The organism is Sphingomonas sp. VDB2, from assembly GCF_047946695.1.
GTDB lineage: Bacteria > Pseudomonadota > Alphaproteobacteria > Sphingomonadales > Sphingomonadaceae > Sphingobium > Sphingobium bisphenolicum.
Map to the genome: position 1 here is coordinate 1,117,986 of NZ_CP159615.1, position 17,363 is coordinate 1,135,348.

Below are 17,363 nucleotides of genomic sequence, written 5' to 3' on the forward strand. Positions count from 1 at the left end.
GAACAGACATGCCTTCATTCGCACCCGCTCTTGAAACCACCTTGCACAACGCGCTGACGCACGCGTCGGAGCGCAAGCATGAATATGCCACGCTGGAGCATCTCCTCCTGGCACTGATTGATGACGAACATGCGTCAAAGGTGATGCAGGCGTGCGGCGTGGAGCTGGGCGAACTGGGCGACGCCGTCACCCATTATCTCGACACCGAACTCGACAGCCTGAAGGTGGAGGGGTCCAGCGACCCGTCCCCCACCAGCGGTTTCCAGCGCGTGGTCCAGCGCGCCATCCTGCACGTCCAGTCGTCCGGCAAGGATGAAGTGACGGGCGCCAACGTGCTCGTCGCGCTCTTCTCCGAACGCGAATCCTATGCCGTCTATTTCCTGCAACAGCAGGATATGAGCCGCCTCGATGCCGTGAGCTTCATCAGCCATGGCGTCGGCAAGGGCACGCCCGCGCCCGAGCGTCAGGAGACCAAGGGCGCTTCCGAGGAGGAAAAAAAGGTGCAGGACGGCAAGGGTAAGAAGGATAGCGCCCTCGAACAGTTCACCGTCAACCTCAATGAGAAAGCGGGCCGTGGCAAGGTCGACCCGCTGATCGGCCGAACCGCGGAAGTGGATCGCACGATCCAGATCCTGTGCCGCCGCTCGAAGAACAACCCGCTCTATGTCGGCGATCCGGGCGTGGGCAAAACGGCGATCGCCGAAGGTCTGGCGCGCAAGATCGTGGAAGGAGAAGTCCCCGACGTCCTCAAGGAAGCCGTCATCTACTCGCTGGACATGGGCGCGCTTCTGGCCGGCACCCGCTATCGCGGCGACTTCGAGGAACGGCTGAAGGCGGTCGTGACCGAACTGGAAAAGATGCCGCACGCGGTCCTCTTCATCGACGAGATCCACACCGTGATCGGCGCGGGCGCCACCAGCGGCGGCGCGATGGATGCGTCCAACCTGCTGAAACCCGCTTTGTCGGGCGGCACGATCCGTTGCATCGGCTCGACCACCTACAAGGAGTTCCGCAATCACTTCGAAAAGGACCGCGCCCTGCTGCGCCGGTTCCAGAAGATCGACGTGAACGAGCCGACGATCGAGGATACGATCAAGATTCTCGCCGGCCTGCGCACCGCGTTCGAGGAGCATCACCACGTCAAATATACGCCGGATGCGATCAAGGCGGCGGTGGAGCTGTCGGCGCGCTACATCAACGACCGGAAATTGCCCGACAAGGCGATCGACGTAATCGACGAGGTCGGCGCCATGCAGATGCTCGTGGTGCCGTCCAAGCGCAAGAAGACCATCACCCCCAAGGAGATCGAGCAGGTCATCGCGACCATGGCCCGCATCCCCCCCAAGACGGTATCGTCCGACGACAAGACCGTGCTGAGTTCACTCACCACGGACCTTAAGCGTGTCGTGTTCGGCCAGGACAAGGCGATCGAAGTGCTGTCGTCGGCCATCAAACTGTCGCGCGCGGGGCTGCGCGATCCCGACAAGCCGATCGGCAACTATCTCTTCTCCGGCCCCACCGGCGTCGGCAAGACGGAGGTGGCGCGCCAGCTCGCCTCGATCATGGGCATCCCGCTCCAGCGTTTCGACATGTCGGAATATATGGAACGCCATTCGGTCAGCCGGCTGATCGGCGCGCCTCCGGGCTATGTCGGCTATGACCAGGGCGGCCTGCTGACCGATGCCGTCGACCAGCAACCGCATAGCGTGCTGCTGCTCGACGAGATCGAAAAGGCGCATCCCGACCTGTTCAACATCCTGTTGCAGGTGATGGATAATGGACGCCTGACCGATCACCACGGCAAGACCGTCGATTTCCGCAACACCATCCTCATCATGACCACCAATGCCGGTGCGTCGGACATGGCGAAGGAAAGCATCGGTTTCGGCGAGTTCACGCGCGAGGATGTCCAGGAAGACGCGGTGAAGAAGCTCTTCACCCCCGAATTCCGCAACCGCCTCGATGCGATCGTGCCGTTCGACTATCTGCCGACCGAAGTCGTCGCCCGCGTCATCGACAAGTTCGTGCTACAGCTTGAGCTGCAACTGGCCGACCGCGACGTCCACATCACCCTGGACGACGACGCCAAGGCCTGGCTGACGAAGAAGGGCTATGACAAGCTGTACGGCGCCCGACCGATGGGCCGTTTGATGCAGGAAAAGATCAAGCAGCCGCTGGCCGAGGAACTGCTGTTTGGCAAGCTGGTCCATGGCGGCGAAGTCCATGTCCATATGAAGGAAGATGCCGACGGGGTGGGGGCGCTCGCCTTCCAGATCACCCCGGCCGCCCCCAAAAAGGGCAAGAAGGGCGGCAAGGCCAAGGCATCGGAAGGCACGAAGTAAGAGTCTTCACACGCGATGACGAAAGGGCGGCCCGCGAGGGTCGCTCTTTTCGTATGAAAATCCTTCTCCCCATGGGAGAAGGATATGTAGCCTTGGCAGCTTGCCGCCTAGGCGAAGTCGGAAGAGGGTAAAGCGGCGGCAATCACAATTGCGGCTTCAATGCCTCTACATGAACCACCTGCCGCCCCTCCAGCATGACCACATGGTCCATAAACAAACGGCCGGATTGCTGCCCTCGCCACACTTCTCTGCAAACCCAACCATGCGCCCAGCGATACCCCGTCAATCCTTGCATGGCGACCACACAAAGCCGATCGTCGGCGATTTCCCACAGACCGGAAAACGAACTCGGCCCTCTGTTGTAGCGCGTGCCCCGCCATCGCCCGTCGTCGCGAAATTCTTCTTGAACGCCCGTATCCGTCCAGCCCGGCCGCTCATAACGGACCATATGCCCCACCAATGCGGATCGAATGTCAGAGGCGTTCAGTCTGGCCATCCGGTCGTCGGCGGCGGAGGCAGCCTGCGCCATCGCCATGATCGCGACCGCAATCGAAAATTTCATCATGGGCGTCTCACGGTATCTTCATGGGAGCAGCTTACCAACTCCCCCCTCCCCCGTCCCCTGAATCTCTGCTACGTTTCCCTTCCCAGAAAAAAGGTCGCATCTCTTCCGTAACGATCAAGGAACAGATGTTGTGCGCAAACTCCTGACTTCGCGCCCCGCTCGCGGCGCATTTCTGCTTGCATCCTTCACCCTCCTCGCCGCCCCTGGCACCAGCCAGCAGGCATCCGGCCCCATTGCCCGCTACACGATCGACGCCGGCACCATGTCCGGCATGGCCGCCATGGCGGGTGGCGGCGGCGGCATGGGCGCGGCCATGAGCATGATGATGGGCGGCGGCCGCAACCAGCCACTCCACGAACTCGTCCTGCGCCTCGGCTCCACCCGCGCGCCCGCCAGCGGCGCGCCCGCCGCCGATCATTTCATGCCCGCCGGCGCAGGCCTCGGCGCCTCCGTCCCGCTCGTCACGCCCCGCATCGTCCCCAGCGACGATCAGCCCATGCCGGGCGAGCGCCCCAAGGGCCGGCTGCTCCTCTATTGGGGCTGCGGCGCCACGCCTGGTGCGGGCCAGCCGGTCGTGATCGACTTCGCCAAGGTCGCCAAGGGCCAGATGCCGCCCGGCCTCTACATGAGTGGCGCATCGATTCCACAGGAATGGCAAATCCGCGCCTCCAACAGCAAGACCTATGGCGACTGGCCCAACAGCCAGACGCGCAAGACCGTTCCCGCCAATGCCTCCCTGCTCGGCGATCATCGTATCAGCGGCAATTACAGCCCCGACATCGCCTTCAACCTGAAGCAGGACTTCATGCCCGCCATCACCGGCACCGCCCGCGCGATCGCCGGCGGCGCGACGATCCTCAGCTGGAACAGCTTGCCGCAGGCGACCGGCTATTACGCCTGGACCTTCGGCGCCAAGGAGAATGGCGACATGGTCTGGTGGGCCTCCTCGGCGACCCAGGCATTCGGTGGCCCGGTGTGGGACTGGATGTCGCCTGCCGCCGTGCAGAAGATGATCGCGCAGAAAATCGTCATGCCGCCCAGCCAGACCAGTTGCACCGTCCCTGCCGCCGTCACCCAGGCGGGCGGAGAGATGCTGATGGGCAGCCTCTACGCCTATGGCCCAGAGGCCAATTTCACCTACCCGCCCCGCCCCGCCGACCCCAAGGCCGTATGGAAACCGGAATGGATCGCCCGCGTCCGCTATCGCGCCAACACCATGTGGATGCTGAACGGCCCGGACATGGGCAGCATGATGGGCCAGGCTGGCGATAACGGGGACGATGCACCGACCCAGCAACAACAAAAGAAAAAGAAAAAATGTGGCGGCGGCCTAGGCGGGATGCTCGGCAGCGCCATGGGCGTGGGCTGCTGACCCGGAAAGGGGGTGGCGCCTGCCCGTCGCTTGCGCCACCTTCCTTGCCTCGATTCAGGAGAGAAGCCCATGCCCTCTGACCTCATCTTCTACACCAACCCGATGTCGCGCGGGCAGATCGTCCGCTGGATGCTGGAGGAGGTCGGCCAGGCCTATGACACGGTGATCCTCGATTATGCCGCGTCGATGAAGGCGCCCGACTATCTGGCGATCAATCCGATGGGCAAGGTGCCCGCCATCGTCCATGACGGCCGGGTCATCACCGAATGCGCCGCCATTTGCGCCTATCTGGCCGATGCCTTCCCGGCCGCGCACCTCGCCCCCGCGCTCGACCAGCGCCATACCTATTATCGCTGGCTCTTCTTCGCCGCCGGCCCGGTCGAGGCCGCCGTGACCAACAAGGCGCTGGGCTTCGTCGTTCCCGAAGGCCGCGAGCGCACGGCCGGTTATGGCACATTCGAAGATACGATAGCCACCCTCGAAACGGCGGTCGCGAGCGACGCCTGGATTTGCGGCGACCAATTTACCGCCGCCGATGTCTATGTCGGCTCGCAGATCGACTGGGGTCTGAGCTTCAAGTCCATCCCCTCCAGCCCCGCCCTGGAATCCTACGCCGCCCGCCTGCGCGAGCGCCCGGCCTACAAGCGGCAGAAAGAGATCGACGGCGCCCTCATCGCCGAAATGCAGAAGCAAGGCTGAGCGCGCACCTCGCTCCCTTCCCTGACGGGGGCCGCGAGCGAAGCGAACGTCCCGATTTTCGCACAACAAAAAGGCCCGGCGGATCGCTCCACCGGGCCTTTTGATCGGGCTTCACGCCTTAGCGATCAGCGGCGATCGCCGAACAGGCGCAGCAGGAACATGAACATGTTGATGAAGTCGAGATAGAGGTTCAGCGCCCCCATCACCACCGACTTGCCCATCATGTCCGTGCCCGCGACATGGGCATAGATGCTCTTGATCTTCTGCGTGTCATAAGCGGTCAGGCCGGCAAACAGCAGCACGCCGACGCCGCTGATGACCAGGCTCATCGCATTGGACTTCATGAAGATATTGATCAGGCTCGCCACCAGCAGGCCGACTACGCCCATGATCAGGAAAGTGCCGAAACCCGACAGATCCTTCTTGGTGGTGTAGCCCCACAGGCTGAGCCCTGCGAACGCCGCCGCGGTCGCGAAGAAGGTCTGCGCGATCGACGTACCGGTATAGGCCAGGAAAATATAGGATAGCGACACGCCCATCACCGCGGCATAGGCCCAGAACAGGCCCTGCGCAGCGACCGTCGACAAGCGATTGATGCCGAAGCTCAACACCATCACGAACAGCAGCGGCGCGAACATCACGATATATTTCAGGATGCCGGGACCGAAGAACACCGCTTCAGCCATGCCGCTCGACGCGAACAGCAGCGCGACGACGCCCGTCAGCAGCACGCCGCTCGCCATATAATTATACACCGACAGCATATAGCTGCGCAGCCCGGCGTCGAACGCCTCGCCGCGCGCAGCGGTGGCGCCGCCAAAGCCCGCAATGTCGGAACGGGGGTCGGACCAGTTGGCCATGAAAATCGTCTCCTTCACCGGCACGCTTTGCCGATATCTCCATTATCGGCGCATCGGCCGCGTGATTCAAGCCAAACCGGCACGGCCGGTGACGGATCGTGTCGATCGCCCTATATCTTCCCCATGCATCGCCTGTTCGTCGCCATCCGCCCGCCCGCCGATCAGCGCGCGAATCTTCTTTCCTTGATGGACGGCGTTGAAGGCGCGCGCTGGCAAGGCGACGATCAACTGCACCTAACGTTGCGCTTCATCGGTGAAGTCGACCGCCACCGCGCCAATGACCTCGCCGACGCCCTGGGCGCGATCCGCTTCGCTCCGTTCGACGTACATCTTTCGGGCGTCGGCGCGTTCGACCGCAAGGGCGTGGTCGATACGCTCTGGGCCGGTGTCAAACCGCGCGATCCCCTAGCGGCGCTGCATCGGAAAATAGATCGCGTCTGCGTTTCGGTCGGCCTGCTACCCGAAAGCCGCGCCTATCTGCCCCACGTCACCCTCGCCCGCTTCGGCCGGGCGGGCGGACTGATCGCTCCCTTTCTCGCCCGCCATGCCGCCCTGACCGGCGCGCTCTTTCGGGTCGATCACTTCACCCTGTTCGAAAGCCGTCTCGGTCAGCAGCGCGCGATCTATCAGGCGATAGCGGATTACGCCGACGACGGCGCCGCGCAACCATCGCTGGACTGATCGTCCGATATCGAAAAGGCGCCCCGAAACCCAAAGCCCGAAGCGCCTTTCGAAAGCCTCATAACGTCAACCGCACAGACGGCGCGGCGGTCAGCCCGCCGCCAGCACGCCGCACGCCACGCGGCCACCGGCATTGCCGGCCGGATCGCTCATATTGTCGTCGGCTTGCGCATGCACGACCACTGCCGCGCCGTCGGTGTCGAGCAAAGGCGTCGCGCCCTCGCTGATCGCCGCGCCCGCGATATGATATTCGATCGCCCCGGTGCCATCCGGGCCTACCGTCATATTAGGCATGTCGCCCATATGCATGCCGGCGGGATTATCCTTGCCATGCTTGCGCGCGGTCGGGTTCCAATGGCCACCCGCGCTCGCGAAGTCGGGCGCAGCGCACTGGCCCGTGGTATGGATATGCACGGCGTGGATGCCAGGGGTCAGCCCCATCGCTTTGACCACGACGTGCAGACCGTCGCCCGCCTGGGTCACGGTCGCCGTCCCGCGCGCAGTCCCGTCGGCCGCCGCCAGCTTGGCCGAAGCGGTCGGCGCAGCGCTGGGCGCGTCCGATGTGGTGGCGCAGGCGGATGCGGCCAGGACGATCGGCAAGGCGGTGAGAAGCGGAAGAATTTTCATGGATAGCTCCCAGGAAGGGCAAGATAAGGCGCTAACGCCGCTGAAGCGCTTTTGTTGCCCATCCGGATCGATTTGTCACCGTTCTTTTGATAAGCTTTCGCAAGAAGGCAATCGATGCGTATCTACCGCCCGTTGATCGCTGTCGACCGCATCTTTCTTACTGGCGCATCGATGCCGGGCGGACGGCGTTTCGTGGCGCACAGCACCCCGCCTATCGATCGTAGACCCGATGACATGGAAAGCGGACGGCTTGCTATACTGCGCCGCTTCGCGCGCAAGGCGGGATGGCGACGCAGATAATCTGTGCGCCATGCTCTCTGGCATGTTCGCCCAAGGGACCGGCGCGTCCATCGCGCAGGCTCGCCATTCGCCGCCGCATGTCCCAGCACCGTGCCGTCATTCATCATCGGGCCTTGAAGCCCCGGCCATCGCCGCGCTGTCTGTCAATCCACGCGCGACAGTGAAGCACCCCGCCACCGGCGAGGCCTTCCCGACAACGCCTTGGCCCCGTGTGCGATGCCCCGGCGCAACGGACGATCCCTAACCAATCGGCCAAAGAAAAAGGGGCTGGTCCTGCGACCAGCCCCCAATTCTGTTTCCATTCCGAAGAACGGAAATCGGCTTACATGCCCGAACCCGGACCGTAGCTGATTTCCACGCGACGGTTCTGGACTTCGCGAACGCCGTCCGCGGTGTCGACGCGCGGCTTCGATTCACCGAAGGCCTGGGTGGTGATGACACCATCAGGGATACCCTTCGAGGCCAGATAGGCCTTGACCGAGTCAGCGCGGCGCTGCGAGAGGCCGACGTTGTAGGAAGCGGCACCCGAACGGTCAGCGTGACCGGCCAGCATGACCTGAGCGCTGCCGCAGCTGCTGTAGGCCGAAACCGCGTTGTCCAGAATGGTGGCGGCGTCAGGCGTGATGTCCGACTTGTCCCATTCGAAGAACACGATGTACGGGCCAGGGTTGCATTCCGCAACCGGCGGCGGGGGCGGCGGGGGCGGAGGAGGCGGCGGGGGCGGGGGCGGCGGGGGCGGCGGCGTAGCAGCCGGTTCGCCACCGAAGTTGTAGGTCAGACCCAACAACAGGCTGTGCGTACGCAGCTTGGTGTTGATGGTGTCGCCTGCAACGGCCAGGCCCGTGGTGTATGCCGGGATGACCTTGATATCGTCCTGATTGAAGAAACGATACTTCAGCGAAACGTCGACATTGTTGGTGACCGGGTAACGAACGCCCGCGATCGCCTGCCAGGCGAAACCGGTGTCGCTGTCGTTGACCAGATCGGTCGCCAGCTTGCCGCGCGAAACGCCGACACCGCCGCCGACGAAGCCCTGCAGGCCATCATCGGGACCGAAGTCGAGCAAGCCGTTCAGCATGAACGAGAGAGCCGAGGCTGCGCCGCCGAAGCCGCTCTTGTCCAGATCGACCTTGGCGCGCTTGTAAGCGGCTTCGGCTTCCAGACGGAAACCGCCGAAATCATAGCCGATGTTCGCGTCGAAATCATAACCCTTATGATAATCGGCGGTGGTGACGGCGGTCGACAATTCAATATCCTGGTCTTCGACGAGCAGGACGCCGGCATCGACGCCGACATACCAGCTATTGTCACGCGCCATGGCCGGGGTGGCCAGGACGGTGGTCGCAAGCGCAGCCGCGAGGGCAAGCTTCCGCATTTGAATTCCCCTTTCAAGAGTGTCACGAAGGACTGCTGAAACCCTGTATTCGCAAGAAGGTTTCATGGCAAGTCCACAATTAGTGAAACCGTTGCAAAAATAACGCACTAGCCCGGCTTTCACAGCTTTGCCAAGCTAATGCGGAGGAATCCTAGACTATTGACGCGGACCTGCAACAAGAAATGCACAGGCCCGTAATATTAGCTCGCGATCAGGCCATGGCTGCGCAAGGCCGCCAGAATGTCGGCGACCGTAGAGCGCGCCTCGACGTCAATCACGGCGCCACCGCCGGGCGCCGCGATAGCCGCCCTCTGTGGCCCCACCACTCGCTCATCCTCGATAAACAGGCCAGCGCTTCGTATCGCTTCGCTGCGCCACTCTGCCCCATCGAAGAAAAGCGCGTGATCGCGGTCGGCCGCAGCGACCCTGATCCCGCTGCGCGCGGCGACGAAGCGCCACCCGCCCTCCGTCCACAGCGCGATCGATCCCGCCCGTCCGGACCAGTCGCCCGATGCGCCGGCGGCGACGATCCAGCACTGGCCGACCGCGGGCGCACCCGGCGGCGCACTCAGGTCGGCGCTCTCCACCTGCCCGTGCAGCAGCGCATCGACCAGCGCCAGCGCCTCATTATGCTGGATTTCCTTCTGCGCCTGCCCTGCGAACAGCAGCGGCAGCGCCCAACGCGGCGTTCCGTCCATAACTTTTCTCCTCGATCACCCCATATGCGCTCAGGCGATAAAGCCGATCCGCGCCGCCCGCCCCTGCGCCAGCGTCCCCAACTGGCGCACGTCCGCGACCAGCGGCCGGCCCGCGGTCCCGTCCGCCGCGATCATCGCCGCCGAATAGAACCACTCCGGCGCGCCGCTTTCCGCGCTGCGCACCACCGTCGCCCCATCCATCACCGCGATGCGATAGCGCTCCGCCTCCTCGCCCAGCGGCACGTCGCTCCCATTGCTCCATCGCCATCCGGCACGGCTACGCCGGACCCAGCAGAACGCCTGCCCGCCATCCTGCGCCCGCACCGTCAGATGCACCGGCGAGGGCGGCATCAGCGCCTCCCCGCTGATTGCCAGCGTCGCCTCCACCGGTTCGACATCGCCCAGCCCGACCGCCGCCAGCCGCAGCGTCGCGCCGACCTCGCCCACCGTGCCCAGCGCCGCCAGCGGCTGCACCAGCCGCTCCTCCTCGATCAGCAGGAACGGCTCGCCGGCCTCATGCCCGTCCATCGCCCATTCGGTGCCGCGCAGCCCCCGGCGCAGCCCGCCCAGCCGATAGCTGGCCGGCCCGGTTCGCACCGCCGTTTCGAACTGCACCAGCTCGCGGCCGACGAGGCACAGGTTCCGCCCCTGCGCCAGCGTCGCCTCGTCCGCCCCGCCTAGGTCCATATCCACCGCCAGCAACGTCACCATCAGAGGATGCTGCCGATCGATCAGCGTCGCGCTGCCGCTTGGCAAGGCGGCGTCCGCCATTCCCATGACCGCCCGCGGTGCGCTGCGTCCGATCGGCACCGCCTCCCCGCTCTCGCCCATCACGAACAGCGCCGCGCTGCGCCAACCTGCGCCCCCGCTCGCCGCTGCGACGAGCAACGGCGCGCTCGCCGCCCCGTCCTGGATCTGCGGCAGGTCGGCCAGCATCAGCGTCGTCGCGCCATGGGGCGCATCCGCCTGCCGCACGATCGCGCCCGAAGACGCCCCGGCGGGCAGCGCCCCGCCCGCGCCCGGCACCCGGCGCAGCGCCAGCCGCACCGCCATCGCTTCCCATTCCCGTTCCTCGATCCGCCACAGGCCCGGCGCATCCGCCACCGTCACCACCGCGCCGGGTGCCAGCGCCAGCGCGCGCCAGTCGCAGCGCAACGTCATCGTCGCCCGCCCGGTCCAACCCGCGCCCAGCCGCTCCGCCGCCACCGCCCGCGCCGCGTCCGCCGCCATCACGGCGGGCAACTCGATCCCCTGCTCCTGCCGTCCCGGCCCCGGCCGCGTCACCCGCTGCACCCCGGCCTGATAGTCGCGCGCGGCATCATAGTGACGTAGGCTCAGCGCCACCGGCACCGCATCGGCCGCCGCGCCCGATCGCTCGACCGGATCGATCGTCTGCCCGTTCACGCGCCGCGCCAGCCCGTCCGCCTCTATCGCGCCATCCGCCGCGCCAGCGGCCGTCAACCGAAGCCCATCCGCCCCCGACTGCAACGCCAGCCTATGCGCCTCGACCAAAGGCGCGATCGCCGCCCGCACATCGCTCCCGCTCCCGGCAAAGCCGTCCACCGCGGCCAGCCCATCGCCCTCCAGCCGCCCCGCGCTCAACACGGCAGCCACCGCGCCGATCAGCACCGGCCCGGCATCGGCCTCCACCTCGAAGGTCAGCGACGGAATGCGATTGCCATAATCGGCCAGCGCCAGATCCTCGAACACCACATAGGCGATCCCGCGATGCGCCGGGGTCAGCCCCACGCCCTGCGCCGCCGCGATCAGCGGATCGGCCGCTTGACCCTCGCCGCCCGCATGGACGCGAAAGGCCGAAACCTCCGTCTTGAAATCCCCCGCCGCCCCGCGCAGCAGATTGCCGTCCGCCCAGATGCGCCGGACCTGCCCGATCGCCCGGGCCGACAGCGCCACCGCGAAGCTCGCCGAATAGGCGTAGCTTGTCACGCTCGGCCGCCCCTTGCCGCCGCCGCTCTTGCTCTTCGTCTCCTTCAGGTCGGTCGCCCAGATCACCGTCCCCGCCACCCGCATCGTTCCGAACAGCTTTGGGACTTGCGTGCCATAGCTCGACGTCTGCAATTGCAGGTCGGCAAGTCGCGCGCCCTCGCGCCCCTTGGGCTTGAACAATATCTGATTGTCGATGACATTGCCGATCACCGCGCCGATCGCAGCGCCGATCGGCCCGCCCAGCACGGTCCCCACCGCCGTCAGCACCACCGTCGCCATATGCGCTCTCCCCAAATATAACGTTATAAGGCCCACCACCCGATCACCGGCCAGGGCGACGCCCCCGGCATCTCCACCACCCGCCCGATTCCCGCATGGGCATGGATGAACCCCGCCCCGGTTCCGATCATCAGATGCAGTTGCAACGGCCCCGGTCGCACCAGCGCCAGGTCGCCCGGCTCCCCAATCTCCACCGGCCGCAACCCCGCCGCCCGCAGCCAGCCTTCCGCCCGCCCGATATCGCCACTGCGTAGCCCGTAGGCGCAATGCGCTTCCCGCCCCATCGCCAGCGCCGCCAGCCCGACGCAATCCAGCCCCGCGCGATTGCGCCCGTGCAGCCGGAACGGCACGCCGACCAGCGCCCGCGCGCGCTCGACTACCCCGCTCATGCGCCGGGATAGCGGGTCAAAAGGTCCATCCCCGGCAAATAGGGTTCTCCACGGAAATTGAGCGCGTTGCCGAACCGCGCCGCACAGGTCGCCAATTGCCGGTCGCACCCTTCGGTCAGCAACGCCAACGTCCCTGCCATCACCGCAAAGGCCGGCGGATCGGCCAGCACCAGCCCGTCCGCGCCATTGTCGACCACCGCCTGCGTCAGCCCCGCATTGGCCCCGGTCAGCCAGCGCAACGCACCGAACGCATAGGCTCCAGCCGCCAATCCGCCGACCGCCACATCGACGTCATCGACGCTCCCTACTGCTACGATCCGCCGACGCCCGGCCATATCGACCCGGCACGCCGCGTCGCCCAGCCTTGCCCGGCAATCGGGCGAGGTCGACGGCGCCACCGGCCCGCTCAGCACCGCCGCGGCGCCCAGCAGTTCCGCCGTAAACGCCCCGCCCTTGCGCGCCACCGCGCCGATCTCGCCCCGCGCCAGCAACAGCCACAGCGCGCCCGGTTCCTCTCCCAAAGCCTCCCCCAAAACCTCCCACTGCGTCAGCCGCAATTCCAGCGCCGCCCCGTCCCAGCGCCCCGCCATCAGGTCCGCCTCGCCGATCGCATCGCTCGACAGCGCGCCTGCGACATCGCTATCCTCGCCATCCAGCCCGATCCCGTTGCGCACCGCCGACGGCGTCATCCCCGGCGCGGCGCGATAGGTCAGCCCGCCTATGTCCAGATCCCGGTCATGGCTGGTCAGCCCGATCGTCACCCCGTCCCGCCGCTCGATCCGCCAGCAAAAGGCCAGCGTATTAAGCGGCTGGCTTAGCCTCTCGACATCGCTCATTCGCGTATCTCCACTAGCGGCACCGACGGCGCTTCGCCCGCGGCGAAGGTCGCCCGGTTGATGTCGAGCCGGTCCTCGGCAAAGCGCACCGGCACGTCGAAACGATAACCAGCGCTCAGCACCACACCGGCATCGGGCGCGTCATCGAACGCGATCACGCCCAGCCCCGCATGGCTCCACCCCTCGGTCAGTTCGACCCCGTCGGCCGCCACCCGGATGCTCCCCGCCACCGGCCGGGTGATGACCCGTGCCTGCGCCTCCTCGCCCACGCCATAATGGCGCATCAACTGGAACGTCGCCCGCACCCCGTCGCCGATCCCCAGCCGCTGGTCGATCGGCAAAGGCGCGACGCCCGGCGCGCCGCTGCGATCATCATAGGGATCGGTAAAGCGAAACCCCCGCGCCGCCCCGCGCCGCGCGCGAAAGAAAGCGATCAGCGCGGCGATGTCCGCATCGGACCTGACCCCCGGCCCGGCGTCGAACGACAGGCGCGCATCGGCCCAGTCGCTGCTGCGCCGCTCATGGCCGGACGGGCTTTCGACGATCTGCGTCGAAAAGGCCGGCGACAGGCTCGCCTCCCGCCCGATGGCGAGCGGAAACACTATATCGTCAAAGGCTTGCACATCATCCTCCCCATCGATGCTGAAGCAGGTGAAGCCGTCGCGACAGACTTGCGGCAGCGCCCAGATGAAGGTCTGCGCCGTCCCCCGCGCCACCGCCGCCTGCGCCGCCGCGCTAATCTCCCGCCATTGCCCCGCCTGTTCGGGCAACAGCACGAAGCCCGACAAATAATGCTGCTCTTCGATCGGATAGCCCAGCCGCGCCGTCGCCAGCGCCACGCCCCGCGCGGTCAGCCCCGGCCGCCCCTCGGTCACCCAGTCATAATCTTCCAGTTGCAGCACATCGAAAGCCGGCGATGCCCAACCGACGGGCATATTGGCCCGCTTGGCCTCCAGCGCGCGCGGGTCCAATATGGTCGGCAGATAGGCCAGCAAATGCGTCACTGCCCCCGGCGCTACGGCCTTGACCGCCGCGCACAGCGCCGCCGTCGACGCCGCCAGCAAGACCCCCGCCGCATCCAGCAACGCGCATTGCGCCGCGTCCAGCGCGCCCCGCACATCCAAGATCGACACCGGACTGCCGCCCAGCGCCGCCCGCGCCGCATCGTCATACAGGCATATCCGCCCGTCGCCCGGCATCACCCACCACCAGGGTTCACCGACCTGAAACAGGATCGGCAAGTCCGCTTCCAACCCGATGGAAACAAAGGCCCCGGCCACCTGTTGCAAATAGCCCATCGCCCCGCCATGGGCCGGCGACAGCAATGTCGATGGCGGCGACCATCCGGTCAGCGCCGGATCGCCATTGTCCGCCCGCTGCTTCCAGTCGTTCCAGCAATGCGCATCGAACAATTCATAGGATAGCGACCAGATGACGCCGAACCCCAGCGCCTTCGCCCGTTCTGCAAAATCCCGGTGCCAGGCCGCGCAGGGCGCATTCAGCACGCCACCCGCCAGACTGACATAAAGCCCCTCGCCCAGCCGCTCCAGCCGGAAATAATGGCTCATGCCGACATAATGGTTGATCGCCCCGCGATAGCCCAGCGCATGGATCGCGCCCACCACGCGCTCGGGCGTCTGGTTGAAACAATCGTCATAGCCGGTCGCCATCGACAGTCCATGTTCGGGCAGCATGACGTCGCCGATCGTCAGCATCGATCCCGCCCCGTCGCAGGCGATCTCGCTCAGTTCCGCCCACCCCTCTTGCGGCCCTGCAAAGGGCGTGTCGCCCTCGTCATAGCCGGGCGGCACCAGCGAAATGAACATGCGGTCCACATCGCCCGCCCACACCGGATCGCTTTCGTCGGGCAGCAGGTAGCCGCCCGCCAAGCTGGAAAAATCCAGCCTGATGACAGCATCTTCCGGCGTACCATTGGCATAGTTCCACAACCGCACATACCAGGCGCGCGGATGGCCTTCCTCGTCCCGCCCCTCGATCGTCAGCGTCGGTCCATGCGTCTCGTCCAATGTCCGCACGCCGCCGCTGCGCCAGCGGAACGACAGTACACAGTCGCGAAAGTCCCGGTCCGTGTCATAGGCCAGCAACGGATGGCTCCACTGGTCCGCCGCATCCCAGATCAGCCCCGCCAGATCGCCCGACCCGTAAAAGACCGCATCCACCCGCAATGCGTCGGGCGCGCTCGTCACCACGCTCGCCATCATCGGCCGCGGGAAATTGACGGTCCAGTGCGTCGCGGCGAACCGCTTGATCCAGCGCGTCTCCTGTCCCCGCCGCGCATCGGCCAGCCAATGTTCGATCCTGCCCATCAGCCCAGCGCCCCCTTCACCGCCCGCGCCACCTGCCGCGCGCTACGCGCCAGCAACCGCGGCTCGCTCTCCCCGCCGCGCCCGTTCACGGCGATGCTCACCCGCACGTCCCGCCCGCCGCCACTGCCGTTAGCCACCACCTGCCCGCTGCTCGTCGGCACGAACATTTCCGGTCCGCGCTCGCCGACCATATAGGCCCGCCCCGGCGCCACCGGACCGCCAGTCGCCCGCCCCGGCAGCCCCAGCGCCGACGTCAGCAGCGACGCGCCCAGGCTCGCCAGCCCGCCCCCACCGCTCCCGCCGCCCACGGCCGACCGCAAAGCGCTCGCCGCAATCTCGTCCAGCACGCTGACGGCGATCCGGCGCAGATCCTCGAAGCCGAACTTGCCGGTCCGCACCGCGCGCATCAGCCCCTGTTCGATCCGCCGCCCGGCCCGGTCCGCCCCGTCGCCCAATGGCCCTTCCAGCCCCGCCCGCATCGCCTCGACATCGCGGCTCAGCCCCTGCGTATCGGCCCGCACCCGCACCACCAGCGTCTCGATTTCCTCGTCCACCAGCGCCTCCCCATAAAAAACAACCTTCTCCCCGTGGGGGAGAAGGATACGAAGCCTTGCCCGGCGAAGCCCGGGCTTAGGCGAAGTTGGAAGAGGGGGACCCGCGCCAGACCTAATCCGGCATCGCCCCCATCAACCGCGCCAACTCGCCCCCATCCACGCCTTCCCCCGCCCCCTCCTCGCCCCGCGCCGCGCGCAGCACCGCCGCCAGTTCCGCCGGGGTCGCGCGCCAGAACTCGTCCGGCCGCCAGCCCAGCAGCCATCCGGCCACCCCCGCCAGCCGCCCCGCGGCCTCGGCAAAGCGCATCACTTCCCCGCCAATATCTGCTGCAAAACGGCTTTCAGCACCGGCGTCACCTTTGCCAGCCCGACCGCCACCACCGCCTCGCCCAGCGCCTCGCGGCTCACCGCCTCGCGATCGACCAGACAATGCCAGAACAAAGCCACCAGGTCGGCCAGCGACAATTTCCCGTCCGCCGCCCGCTCGACCAGATCGAACAGCGGCCCCAGTTCCGCCTCCGCCGCCACCAGCGCGCCGAAACTCGGCCGCAGCGCCAGCATCTCGCCGCCCAGCGCCAGCGCCGCCTCGCCTCTTTCAGGATTTGGCCGCTCCAGGTTCGCCACCCCGCTCATTCGCTCACCACCGCGCCGCTGCTTTCCAGGCTCAGCGCATAGTTGCGCTCGCCATTATAGTCGCCGGCATAGTCCAGCCGCGTGACCAGAAAGCGTCCGCGCATCCGCTCGCCGCTCTCGAAGCTCAGCTCATAATCCTCGATCGTGCCCGACAGCGCATGGTTGCGGATGCGCACTTCCGCCGCAGAGCCGGTGAACAGCCCCGCCGCCGATACGCTGACCGACCGCACGCCCGCCCCCGACAGCAATTCGCGCCAGCCGCCGCTATCCTTGCTGGTGATGTTCACCGCCTCGCCATTCACCGACAACTGGGTGGTCCGCATCCCGGCCACCGTCGCATATGTTGCAGGCATGTTTCCGTCGCCCACTTTCAACAGAAACGCACTTCCCTTTTCGACGCCCATGGCGCATTCTCCAGCCAAGCGACCCCGACGCGGCAAGCACCCTGCCACCGCCCGGAAAATCGCGAAAAAATAAGAGACTCGGATGGCATTCGACCATCCGGTCGCAGCGTAAAGACGCCGCTATGGAGAGGTTTCTATGATTGTTGCCGCTTCGCTCGTGATGATGCTGGCCGCCGCCCCTTCCGCTGACGCCGTCGGCGCGGGGCGCAAGGAATTTTCCAAATGCCTCAGCGCCCAGGTCCAGCCCGCGCTCGAAAAGAAATTGCCGGTCGGCGATTTCCAGGCCGAGATGAAAAAAGCCTGCGCCGACAAGGAAGCCGCGTTCCGCGCCGCCATCGTCGCATCGGACAAGGCCGACAAGATGTCGGACGCCGCCGCCAATAGCGACGCTGACGATCAGATTTCCGAATATGTCGACAAGATCACCGGCGAATATGAAGAAAGCAGCCGTCCGGGCTGACCCCCATCGGGAGGG

Annotated in this window: 18 protein-coding genes; 5 read left to right on the plus strand and 13 right to left on the minus strand. The window is 66.2% G+C overall.

Going from position 1 to position 17,363, the window contains the following annotated elements; translation table 11 throughout:
• The first annotated feature begins 8 nt into the window (after positions 1-8).
• The gene (gene clpA / locus ABT375_RS05530) at positions 9-2,342 is read left to right on the plus strand and encodes an ATP-dependent Clp protease ATP-binding subunit ClpA (protein ID WP_224545756.1); all 2,334 of its coding nucleotides are present in this window, start codon (positions 9-11) and stop codon (positions 2,340-2,342) included.
• A gap of 142 nt (positions 2,343-2,484) precedes the next feature.
• Here the strand turns inward: clpA and ABT375_RS05535 are convergent, their stop codons facing one another.
• Complete coding sequence (locus ABT375_RS05535; protein ID WP_416464383.1) at positions 2,485-2,907, minus strand: hypothetical protein; 423 nt, start codon at positions 2,905-2,907, stop codon at positions 2,485-2,487.
• A 130-nt stretch (positions 2,908-3,037) separates the two neighbouring features.
• Between ABT375_RS05535 and ABT375_RS05540 the strand changes: the two genes are divergently transcribed.
• Entirely contained in the window at positions 3,038-4,279 is a 1,242-nt protein-coding gene (locus ABT375_RS05540) for a hypothetical protein (protein ID WP_416464384.1), read from the plus strand.
• Positions 4,280-4,348: 69 nt separating this feature from the next.
• Positions 4,349-4,978, plus strand: a complete 630-nt coding sequence (locus tag ABT375_RS05545; RefSeq protein WP_416464385.1) for a glutathione S-transferase family protein — start codon at positions 4,349-4,351, stop codon at positions 4,976-4,978.
• A 125-nt stretch (positions 4,979-5,103) separates the two neighbouring features.
• Here ABT375_RS05545 and ABT375_RS05550 read toward each other — a convergent pair whose 3' ends face one another.
• Positions 5,104-5,838 carry a Bax inhibitor-1 family protein gene (locus ABT375_RS05550; RefSeq protein WP_224545747.1) on the minus strand — a complete coding sequence of 245 codons (735 nt, stop codon included), beginning with the start codon at positions 5,836-5,838 and terminating at the stop codon, positions 5,104-5,106.
• A gap of 123 nt (positions 5,839-5,961) precedes the next feature.
• On the opposite strand from ABT375_RS05550, the gene thpR reads away from it, so the two are divergent.
• The gene (thpR, locus tag ABT375_RS05555; protein ID WP_416464386.1) at positions 5,962-6,519 is read left to right on the plus strand and encodes an RNA 2',3'-cyclic phosphodiesterase; all 558 of its coding nucleotides are present in this window, start codon (positions 5,962-5,964) and stop codon (positions 6,517-6,519) included.
• A gap of 90 nt (positions 6,520-6,609) precedes the next feature.
• Here thpR and ABT375_RS05560 read toward each other — a convergent pair whose 3' ends face one another.
• The 11 genes from ABT375_RS05560 to ABT375_RS05610 all read right to left on the minus strand — a co-directional run bounded on the left by ABT375_RS05560 (position 6,610) and on the right by ABT375_RS05610 (position 16,888).
• Entirely contained in the window at positions 6,610-7,146 is a 537-nt protein-coding gene (locus ABT375_RS05560; protein WP_416464387.1) for a superoxide dismutase family protein, read from the minus strand.
• A gap of 622 nt (positions 7,147-7,768) precedes the next feature.
• A complete protein-coding gene (locus ABT375_RS05565; protein WP_416464388.1) occupies positions 7,769-8,821 on the minus strand; it encodes an OmpA family protein in 1,053 nt (350 codons plus the stop codon).
• A 200-nt stretch (positions 8,822-9,021) separates the two neighbouring features.
• A complete protein-coding gene (locus ABT375_RS05570) occupies positions 9,022-9,519 on the minus strand; it encodes a DUF2793 domain-containing protein (RefSeq protein WP_224545741.1) in 498 nt (165 codons plus the stop codon).
• Between the two features lie 30 nt (positions 9,520-9,549).
• Complete coding sequence (locus ABT375_RS05575; protein WP_416464389.1) at positions 9,550-11,745, minus strand: phage tail protein; 2,196 nt, start codon at positions 11,743-11,745, stop codon at positions 9,550-9,552.
• 23 nt (positions 11,746-11,768) lie between these two features.
• The gene (locus ABT375_RS05580; RefSeq protein ID WP_416464390.1) at positions 11,769-12,134 is read right to left on the minus strand and encodes a peptidoglycan endopeptidase; all 366 of its coding nucleotides are present in this window, start codon (positions 12,132-12,134) and stop codon (positions 11,769-11,771) included.
• Positions 12,131-12,970: a DUF2163 domain-containing protein gene (locus ABT375_RS05585; RefSeq protein ID WP_416464391.1), complete on the minus strand. Its 840-nt coding sequence runs from the start codon at positions 12,968-12,970 to the stop codon at positions 12,131-12,133. The genes ABT375_RS05580 and ABT375_RS05585 overlap by 4 nt, the downstream gene beginning before the upstream one ends.
• The gene (locus tag ABT375_RS05590; protein WP_416464392.1) at positions 12,967-15,297 is read right to left on the minus strand and encodes a TIGR02217 family protein; all 2,331 of its coding nucleotides are present in this window, start codon (positions 15,295-15,297) and stop codon (positions 12,967-12,969) included. Before ABT375_RS05590 ends, ABT375_RS05585 begins: the two co-directional genes overlap by 4 nt.
• Entirely contained in the window at positions 15,297-15,851 is a 555-nt protein-coding gene (locus ABT375_RS05595) for a tail tape measure protein (protein ID WP_416464393.1), read from the minus strand. Before ABT375_RS05595 ends, ABT375_RS05590 begins: the two co-directional genes overlap by 1 nt.
• Before the next feature lie 112 nt (positions 15,852-15,963).
• A complete protein-coding gene (locus ABT375_RS05600; RefSeq protein ID WP_416464394.1) occupies positions 15,964-16,158 on the minus strand; it encodes a phage tail assembly chaperone in 195 nt (64 codons plus the stop codon).
• A complete protein-coding gene (locus tag ABT375_RS05605; protein WP_416464395.1) occupies positions 16,158-16,484 on the minus strand; it encodes a gene transfer agent family protein in 327 nt (108 codons plus the stop codon). The genes ABT375_RS05600 and ABT375_RS05605 overlap by 1 nt, the downstream gene beginning before the upstream one ends.
• Positions 16,481-16,888 (minus strand): phage major tail protein, TP901-1 family, encoded by a 408-nt coding sequence (locus ABT375_RS05610; RefSeq protein ID WP_184265749.1) that lies wholly within the window; start codon positions 16,886-16,888, stop codon positions 16,481-16,483. The genes ABT375_RS05605 and ABT375_RS05610 overlap by 4 nt, the downstream gene beginning before the upstream one ends.
• A gap of 136 nt (positions 16,889-17,024) precedes the next feature.
• On the opposite strand from ABT375_RS05610, the gene ABT375_RS05615 reads away from it, so the two are divergent.
• A complete protein-coding gene (locus ABT375_RS05615) occupies positions 17,025-17,348 on the plus strand; it encodes a hypothetical protein (protein WP_224545733.1) in 324 nt (107 codons plus the stop codon).
• Positions 17,349-17,363 lie beyond the last annotated feature (15 nt).